Here is an 8692-nt window from a genome sequence, read left to right as displayed (position 1 = left end):
GCGCTGACCCGCGAGTTGCCGGACGGCAGCATCGGCGGCGAGAAGCTGGCGGCAGGTGCAGTCGGCTCCAGCCAGCTGGCAGCAGGCGCAGTAAGTTCCAGTCATCTGGCGGCAGGTGCAGTAGGCTTCGACCAACTGGCGCCCGGAACAGTAAGCTCCATTCACCTCATCCCTGGAGCAATTGGTTCTGATCAGCTGGCAGCCAATAGTGTGCAAGGCGGTCACTTGGCCCAGGAAGCGGTGGAGAGCCGTCATATCCGTCCGGGCAGCATTACGCTGGGGCATCTGGCGGAAGACGCGCTGACCCGCGAGTTGCCGGACGGCAGCATCGGCGGCGAGAAGCTGGCGGCAGGTGCAGTCGGCTCCAGCCACCTGGCGGCAGGTGCAGTAGGCTTCGACCAACTGGCGCCCGGAACAGTAAGCTCCATTCACCTCATCCCTGGAGCAATTGGTTCTGATCAGCTGGCAGCCAATAGTGTGCAAGGCGGTCACTTGGGCCAGGAAGCGGTGGAGAGCCGCCATATCCGTCCCGGCAGCATTACGCTGGAGCATCTGGCGGAAGACGCGTTGACCCGTGAACTGCCGGACAGCAGCATCGGCGGCGAGAAGCTGGCGGCAGGTGCAGTCAGCTCCAGTCACCTGGCGGACGGAGCGGTCAGTTCCAACCATCTGGCGGCAGGCGCTGTAGGCTCCAGCCAACTGGCGCACAGAACAGTAAGCTCCATTCACCTCATCCCCGGAGCCATTGGTTCTGATCAGCTGGCGGCCGAAAGTGTCCATGGAGGCCATCTGGCCCAGGAAGTGGTGGAGAGCCGCCATATCCGTCCCGGCAGTATTACGCTGGAGCATCTGGCGGAAGAGGCGCACAGTGCAGACTTGCTGCCGGATGACAGCATCGGCGGAGAGAAGCTGGTCGACGGTGCGGTAGAGACACGGCATCTGCAGCCGGAGAGCATCTACGGCGAACATTTGGTCGACGGCATCCTGGAGGAGCGGCACCTGCTTCCCGGCGTCATTGGGTTGACGCATCTGGCCGATGAGGTTCACGAGAAGCTTGCTGGAGGCGGCAGCGGTGCGGCAGCCTCATTGGCTGAAGAGAGCGTTCGGGACCGGCATATCGCCCGTGAGGCCATCCGCACGGAGCATATTGCCCGCGAAGCCGTTCAGGCGGAGCATCTGGCCAGAGGGTCGGTGCATCCGGAGCATCTGTCTTTCAGTCCGGTGCACAGCGCCGGCAACCGCGGCGTATTGCAGCAGTTCGGCATGACCGCCTTTATGTTCAGCGGCAACGCCGAGAGCGTGGACGTCACGGTGTCGTTTGACGAGAATTTCGGGCATACGGGGTATGTGCTTGTGGCGATGACCAACCAGCCGTTCTTCCATGCCTCGCTCAAGAACCGCTCAGGAGGAGAAGCGGTCATCCAGGTGAACCGTCTGAAGGAATCCCCGCACTACTACGGTGTACTGTCCTGGATCGCACTTGGCTCGCCGCTGACGAAAGCCGGAGCTGATCACCGCATCTTCGATTAAGGGATATTGCATATTTGGATACAAGGCGCAGCCGGGGGCTGCGCCTTTTCGGTTCCAATAGCCCGTCCTGCGCGGGAGGGGCTATTGTCCTCTTTTTGCCGGAAAGAGAGACACCCGCCGTTACCCGGATCAGCGAAATACATAGACTGTGATGTAACTCCCCGGGCCCGGAATAGACGCCCTGCAAGGAAGGTGGATGAGCTTGAAGCATAAACGAACATCTGCCCGCTGCACAGGCCGGCGGATCTTACGCGCAGCGCGGCGCAGTCCCCGTCCGAAGCGGACGGACTTTGCGGTAACCCCGGGCAATTATCCCGCGCCGTATGTGTCCGTCATCATTCCGGCGATGAATGAGGCGGGGACGATTGCCGGAGTTATCGCGGAAGCCCGGAAGGTCCATCCGCGCTGCGAAGTAATTGTGGTGGTTAACGGTTCGACAGACACAACGGCAGCGATTGCAGCGAAGCACGGCGCCAAGGTGCTCCTATTTCTGCAGCCGCTTGGCCATGACGTGGGCCGGAGTGTGGGGGCAGAGGCCGCCAGTGGAGACATCCTGCTGTTCACAGATGGCGATTTGCCCGTAACCGCCGCACAGCTGCGGCCGTTCGTTGCCGCAGTCGGCGGCGGTGCCGATGTGGCGCTCAATGACTACTCCGGTCCGGTCAGCGGCGTCCTGCCCCATCCGGTTGTATTGTCCAAACATGCGCTCAACCTGTTCCTCGGCCGACCCGACTTGAAAGGCAGCTCGCTTACAGCCGTTCCCCATGCCCTGAGCCGCAGCGCTCTCCGTGTCCTCGGGACGGAGGCGCTGTCCAGGCCGCCGCTCGCCCACGCCCGGGCGGTCATGGAAGGGCTGCAGGTGCAGACCGTGCATCATGTGCCGGTCGGCAAGCTGAATGCCGCCCGCCGCAAACGCGCCGGTGTTGATCCTCTGCAGGAGGTTGTGGTGCGGGATCATCTGGATGCGCTCGCCCTGGTGCTGCAGCGCCGGGGGCCGAGAGCCGGCTTCAGCGACGGCGCCCGGCGAAGGGAGATGGTACGGTGACACCATCCGGCACCAAGAGGGCGCGGAGCAGCGCCTTAACCCGCAGGAAGTCGTCCGCCGTGCACCGTTCTGCCGGCGGCAAGGCCAAGGCAGCGCCTGCGGCAGCCCGCCGCAGCACTGTCGTCTGGCCGGTCCGCGGCGGCGGCGCGGGCAAGCCGGCAGCCTGGCGCAAGACGCATGCCGCGAACCCGGCGCAGCCGCTTCCCGGAGTGAAGGGTGCGCTGTCGGTGATCATCACCGCCAGGAACGAGGCGGATACCCTTCCGGGGTTGCTCAAGCAGGTGGAGCGCCTGGAGCCGGCAGAGATTATCGTGGTGCTTAACGGCTGCACCGACCAGAGCTATGAGCGTGCGCGGCTGTGCCGCAAGGCCATCATTGTGCACTGCCCGGAATCGGCCGGCCATGATGTAGGGCGGGCGCTCGGAGCTAGGCTGAGCAGGGGCGACATTCTGCTGTTTCTGGATGGCGACATAAACATGCCTGCAAGCAAGCTGGCGCCCTTTGCGTTTGCCGTCGACGGCGGGGTGGATGTGGCGCTGAATGACCTGGACGGCCTTTTGCCGTCTTTTGGCCTCAGCGACACTGTAACCCGCTGCAAGCTGTATCTGAACGCCGTGCTGGACCGGCAGGATCTGGGGGCCAGCTCGCTGACTGCCGTCCCGCATGCCTTGTCGCGGCGGGCAGTGGAGCATATCGGCTGCCGTGAGCTGATGGTCCCTCCAAAAGCGCATGCCCTTGCGCTTATGAAGGGGCTGCGGGTTGAGAAAGCGGGCTCGGTCAATGTAATCAAGCACAACCGGCTGCGCGAGGGAAATACGGGGGCCGGCAATGCGGTGGAGCAGCTGATTATCGGCGATCATGCGGAGGCGCTGGATGAAGTGCTCAGGCAGCGGGAATCCGCCGGTATAACACCCGAGAAGCTGCACGAAGAGCGGCAGCGGCTCGCGGCATGGAGGAACCGCAGATGACGACGACCAGCATTATCATTCCAACCTATAACGGACTCGGTCTGCTGCGCTCCTGTGTTGAAGCGATCAGAGCCCATACGGTATCCCCCTATGAAATCATTGTCGTCGACAACGCTTCAGAGGACGGAACAGACTTATATTGCCGTTCCAATCATATTGCTTTTGTGTCCCTGCCCGAGAACCGCGGCTTTCCGGCGGCATGCAATCTGGGGCTGCAACTGGCCTCAGGAGATGAACTGCTGCTGCTCAACAACGACGTCATTGTGGCGCCGGGCTGGCTCGACAATCTGAAGGCTGCGCTCTACAGCGCTCCTGAGGTCGGCATTGTCGGTCCGGTCACCAATTATGCCAGCGGGCTGCAGCGGGTAAAGACGTACTATTCCGATCTGGCGGGCTTCTATGACGAAGCGGGCAGAGCCAACGTGCCGGACCCGCGAAAATGGCGGCAGACCCGCCGTCTGGTTGGCCTGTGCTTTCTATTCAAACGAGAGCTGCTCGAAACGGTAGGCCTGCTCGATGAGCGCTTTTCGCCGGGACATTTCGAAGACGATGACTACTGTTACCGCGCCCGGCTTCGCGGCTACCGGTTGCTCATTGCCGGAGACTGCCTTGTGCATCACGAAGGCAGCGCCAGCTTCAAGGAGCACTATGCTGAGGCACTGTCCGGACTGCTGGAGCGCAACCGCAGGTTGTATATCGAGAAATGGCAGATCGACCCGGCCCAGTTCATTTGAAGACTTGACCCGAAGACTAATGACACAGATAAAAAGGAGGAAAGTAAGTGAAAGGAGTCATATTGGCGGGCGGAACAGGAACCAGACTTTATCCGCTGACCCGGCTTATGAACAAACATTTGCTTCCGGTCGGCAAATATCCTATGGTGTGCTACGGCATCGACCGACTGCGCCGGGGGGGTATAACCGATATTCTCCTGGTCATCAGCAAGCAGTCCGCGGGGCAGTATACGGATTTCCTGGGAAGCGGGGCGGAATTCGGCGTATCCCTGACCTACAAAATCCAGGAAGCCGCCGGGGGTATTGCGGAAGCGCTGGAACTGGCGGAGGGCTTCATTCTCCCGGGCGAACGCTTTGTTGTGCTGCTGGGTGACAATCTCTTTATGGATGATCTGACGCCTTATGTGGAGAAATACCTGCAGCAGCCGCAAGGCACGGCCAAAGTGCTGCTGAAGCCGGTGGAGGACGCGCGGAGATACGGCGTTCCCGTATTCGACAGCGGGGACCCTTCATTGATCACCTATATTGAGGAGAAGCCGGAGCATCCCCAAACGCAGTTCTGCGTAACCGGCATCTATATGTACGACGAAGCCGTATTCGATATCATCCGCCAGGTGTCGCCTTCCCAGAGGGGCGAGCTGGAAATTACCGACGTGAACAATCTGTATGCCAAGGACCGCAAATTGACCTATGACGTGCTTCAGGATTGGTGGAGCGACGCCGGAACCTTCCAGTCGCTGCAGGAAGCCGGCGAAAAGCTGAAGGATACGCTGCCCTAGGCAAGGCCGCTGCCGCTGAAAAGTCCATTAAGATCTCTAAGAGACATTCTATACATAGGATGTCTCTTTGTTTGAGGAATCTACATCAAATCATAAGGCAAACGGGCCAAATGTATGCCAAAAAATCGCATACATTGTGCCGCCGAGAAGGCAAACGGGCCAATGTATGCAAAAAATCGCATACAATGTGCCGCCGCGAAGGCAAACGGGCCAAATGTATGCGAAAAATCGCATACAATGTGCCGCCGCGAAGGCAAACGGGACAAATGTATGCGAAAAATCGCATACAATGTGCCGCCGCGAAGGTAAACGGGCCAAATGTATGCGAAAAATCGCATACAATGTGCCGCCGCGAAGGCAAACGGGACAATGTATGCGAAAAATCGCATACATTGTGAGCCGCGAAGGCAAACGGGGCCTTCCAGCATGCCCCCTTGGCGCAGCGTTTTTTCGTGAGGTCAGCCTCCGGGCAAAGGGAGCCCGCTTTGTGGGGGATTATGCCGTACCCATTAAAAATTGGCACCGCCTTTACGGTAATCCTTGGGACTGGTCCCCATGATTTTGCGGAACACCTGGCGGAAATGCGTCAGGTCGCGGTACCCTGTGCTGTTGGCGATTGTTTCGATTTTGTCGCCGGTTTCCAGCAGCAGGCGGCAGGCTAATTCGATCCGTTTATGCTGCAGGTAATCGGAGAACCCCATACCGGTCAGCTGCCGAAACCGCCGGATGAAATGTCTGCGGCTTAAGCCGGCCTCCATGGACAGCTGCCCGAGTGTCAGAGGTTCGGCAATATGCTGATTGACATAGTCCAGCAGACCGGACATTTCCCGGTGCAATCCGTTTATATTCGCTTCCCTGCCGTTCCCGGTCTCCGCTCCCATCTGCCGGGAGATTTGTACCGTCAATTGCAGCAGGATGGAGAACATACTTGTCTCATATCCCTCCCTTTGCTCCGCAAACTCCCGGTGGAGCTGCTCGAACGGCTCCCTGAACCGCATCGCTTTATCCAGTAAGGCAATATGACTCCCCGGTTCACCGTTAAAAATCGTCCATAATCCGCCGCTGCTGCTGTAGGACGACAGCCAGCTCTTCAGCATGCCGATAAACTCCGGCAGAATGCACAGGTTGTAGACAATGAGGCTATTCTTGCCGGAAGTGTCGCCGGGGCGGAGAATGTGGGAGGTGCCGACCGGCAAAATATACAGGCAGCCTTTGGTAGTCCGTTCGATGCTGCTGCCGACGTAATGATAGCCCTCACCTGACATTACATAGACAAGCTCCAGATACTCGTGATCATGTTCCCGGAGCTCAAAGCCTTCATTAAATCGGTTTACGAACAGCGGAAAAGACCCGCGGAAATGCTCCGAGACCGGGGAGTGGTGGACCGGGGCTTTTTTGGCTTTGGCCGGTAAGCTGGCTTTGATGATGTCACTATCTCCTGTCATTCTTGGCACGATTCCCTTCCCAGTAACATTTACGATTAGTATACAATCATACCAGCACAAGACGAAAGGGGTTTGCAGCCATTGGAACAGTTTACGAGCAACCAAGCAGCGGCCTGGATCTGGTACCCGGGTGATTTTGAAATACGTCTTCATGAAAAAGTATCCGTCAAGCGCAGGGCGCGGGGCGTGATGTATCCGGTCTTTTGGCGGCTGGACCGTCATTACTCGAACGTCAGCTTCCGGTATACCTACGATCTGCCGCAGGAAGAGCAGATCCGAATTATGGCGGAAGGCGCCTTCTCGCTCTTCCTGGACGGCAGGGAGAATTACCGTTCGAACACTCCGGTCGTGACGCTTCCGGCCGGCCGCCATCAAATTACGGTATGTGTATTCAGCGATGTTGAAGCACCGGCCTTACGGATCGAAGGTGCGCATGTACGGACTGGCCCGGACTGGGAGGTGAGCTCCTACCAGAACGACTGGCTGCCGGCAGGGTCCTGGACGTTCGACTCGCCCGAGAACCGTCCGTCACAGTTCCGCCTGGCGGTTACACCGCAGGAGCCGGTCTCCATTGAGCAGCGGGACGGCTTTCCGCTGCTTGATTTTGGCCGGGAGACGTTCGGCTATCTGCGGTTTCATAATCTGGCGGGCTCCGGCTCCGTGAGAATCTATTATGGGGAATCTCTTATGGAGGCGCTTTCGCCCGATGGATGTTACAGCCTGGACGAATTTACCGTACACGAAGCAGAGGTACGCGCCGAAGACGGGATTTACACACTGGACGACGCCAAGGCGTTCCGCTATGTCTGGATTCAGACCGATCCCGGTGTGCGCTGGAGCCATGTGTCCATGCTCTATGAATATGTGCCGCTCGACTACCGGGGCGCCTTCGAATGCTCCGATTCGAAGCTGAACGAGATTTACGGGAGGGGGATGTACACGCTGCAGCTCAACACGCGGGAATTCTTCCTTGACGGCATCAAACGCGATTTCTGGGTATGGTCGGGCGATGCGTACCAGGCGTTCCTGATGAATTATTACAGCTTCTTCGACCTGGATGTGACACGCCGGACGCTCATTGCCCTGCGGGGCAAGGACCCGCTGACCAAGCATATCAATACGATCTTGGATTATTCGCCCTACTGGTTTATTTCACTCTATGATTATTATCTGTACACGGGCGACGCCGGCTTCATCCGGCAATATTATGACCGCGCCGTCTCGCTGATGGAGTTCTGCCTGAAGCAGCGCGATGAAGAAGGCTTCTTAATTGGCCTTCCCGGAGACTGGGTGTTCGTGGATTGGGCGGATTTCGCAACAACCGGGGCGTTAAGCACAATTCAAATTTTACTGGCCCGCGCCCTTGAAGCCATGAGTATCTTTGCCGGGTTGGCGGAGGACCCTGCGGCTTCGGATTCCTACCGCAAGCTAGCCGAAGAACTGAAGGCCAGAACGATGCAGCTGTTCTGGGACGAGGAGAAGGGCGGACTGCTCCATCACCGCGTAGATGGCGTTACACAGCCTGAACTGACGAAGCACGCCAGTATGTTCGCTATGACCTACGGCTATCTTACTCCTGAACAACGGGAGCGCGTCATTCAGAGCGTCCTGCTGAATCCGGAGGTTCCGCAGATCCGCACGCCGTATATGAGATTCCATGAGATGGCAGTGCTCTGCGAGGGAGGTCTGCATGACCAGGTCCGGCAGCAGATTCTGTCTTACTGGGGCGGCATGATTGCGCTCGGCGCGACAACCTTCTGGGAAGAATACAATCCGGCTCTGGCCGACGATGCCCACTACAGCATGTATGGGATGCCTTTCGGCAAGAGTCTGTGCCATGCCTGGGGGGCGGGACCGGTCTACCTGATGGGCAAATACTTCCTTGGCGTCACGCCGGCTTCGCCGGGATATGAAACTTACCGCATTGAGCCGAATCTCGGCGGCCTTGAGCACATGAAAGGCACAGTTCCAACCGGAAAGGGGCAGATTAATGTGGAGGCGGATCTCTCGATTATTCGCGTAGAGAGCACGAGCGGCTCGGGAGTGCTGGCTTTCGCCAGCAGCGAACAGCCTGCCTGCAATTACGGTACTGTACGCCCGCTTGGCGGAGACCGCTACGAAGTCACGATTGAAGCAGGTAAGAGCTATTCCATTACGTACACGGCGGTTATTTGATAAATATGAGGCGAAA

7 protein-coding genes are annotated in these 8692 nt (G+C 58.6%); 6 read left to right on the top strand and 1 reads right to left on the bottom strand.

The genetic code is table 11. The annotated features are described in order from the left end of the window. From F1381_RS20305 to F1381_RS20285, 5 genes are all read left to right on the top strand, one after another. Positions 1-1530: WIAG-tail domain (locus tag F1381_RS20305; RefSeq protein ID WP_151736663.1), on the top strand; the 1530-nt coding region annotated here is incomplete at its 5' end. A gap of 196 nt (positions 1531-1726) precedes the next feature. Beyond that, positions 1727-2575 carry a glycosyltransferase family 2 protein gene (locus F1381_RS20300; protein WP_151736662.1) on the top strand — a complete coding sequence of 283 codons (849 nt, stop codon included), beginning with the start codon at positions 1727-1729 and terminating at the stop codon, positions 2573-2575. Beyond that, positions 2572-3543 (top strand): glycosyltransferase family 2 protein, encoded by a 972-nt coding sequence (locus tag F1381_RS20295; protein ID WP_151736661.1) that lies wholly within the window; start codon positions 2572-2574, stop codon positions 3541-3543. Before F1381_RS20300 ends, F1381_RS20295 begins: the two co-directional genes overlap by 4 nt. Further along, positions 3540-4277, top strand: coding sequence for a glycosyltransferase family 2 protein (locus F1381_RS20290; protein ID WP_151736660.1), 738 nt, complete (start codon positions 3540-3542; stop codon positions 4275-4277). Before F1381_RS20295 ends, F1381_RS20290 begins: the two co-directional genes overlap by 4 nt. A 47-nt stretch (positions 4278-4324) precedes the next feature. Further along, complete coding sequence (locus tag F1381_RS20285; RefSeq protein ID WP_151736659.1) at positions 4325-5056, top strand: sugar phosphate nucleotidyltransferase; 732 nt, start codon at positions 4325-4327, stop codon at positions 5054-5056. Positions 5057-5565: 509 nt separating this feature from the next. Here F1381_RS20285 and F1381_RS20280 read toward each other — a convergent pair. Beyond that, positions 5566-6501, bottom strand: coding sequence for an AraC family transcriptional regulator (locus F1381_RS20280; protein ID WP_151736680.1), 936 nt, complete (start codon positions 6499-6501; stop codon positions 5566-5568). Between the two features lie 81 nt (positions 6502-6582). Here F1381_RS20280 and F1381_RS20275 point away from each other — a divergent pair, with 81 nt between their 5' ends. After that, on the top strand, positions 6583-8676 hold the full coding sequence (locus F1381_RS20275) for an alpha-L-rhamnosidase-related protein (RefSeq protein WP_246188121.1): 2094 nt from the start codon (positions 6583-6585) through the stop codon (positions 8674-8676). Positions 8677-8692: the final 16 nt, after the last annotated feature.

The sequence above is a fragment of the Paenibacillus tengchongensis genome, from assembly GCF_008973665.1.
GTDB lineage: Bacteria > Bacillota > Bacilli > Paenibacillales > Paenibacillaceae > Paenibacillus_AQ > Paenibacillus_AQ tengchongensis.
This window is presented reverse-complemented; position numbering and strand designations above follow the sequence as displayed.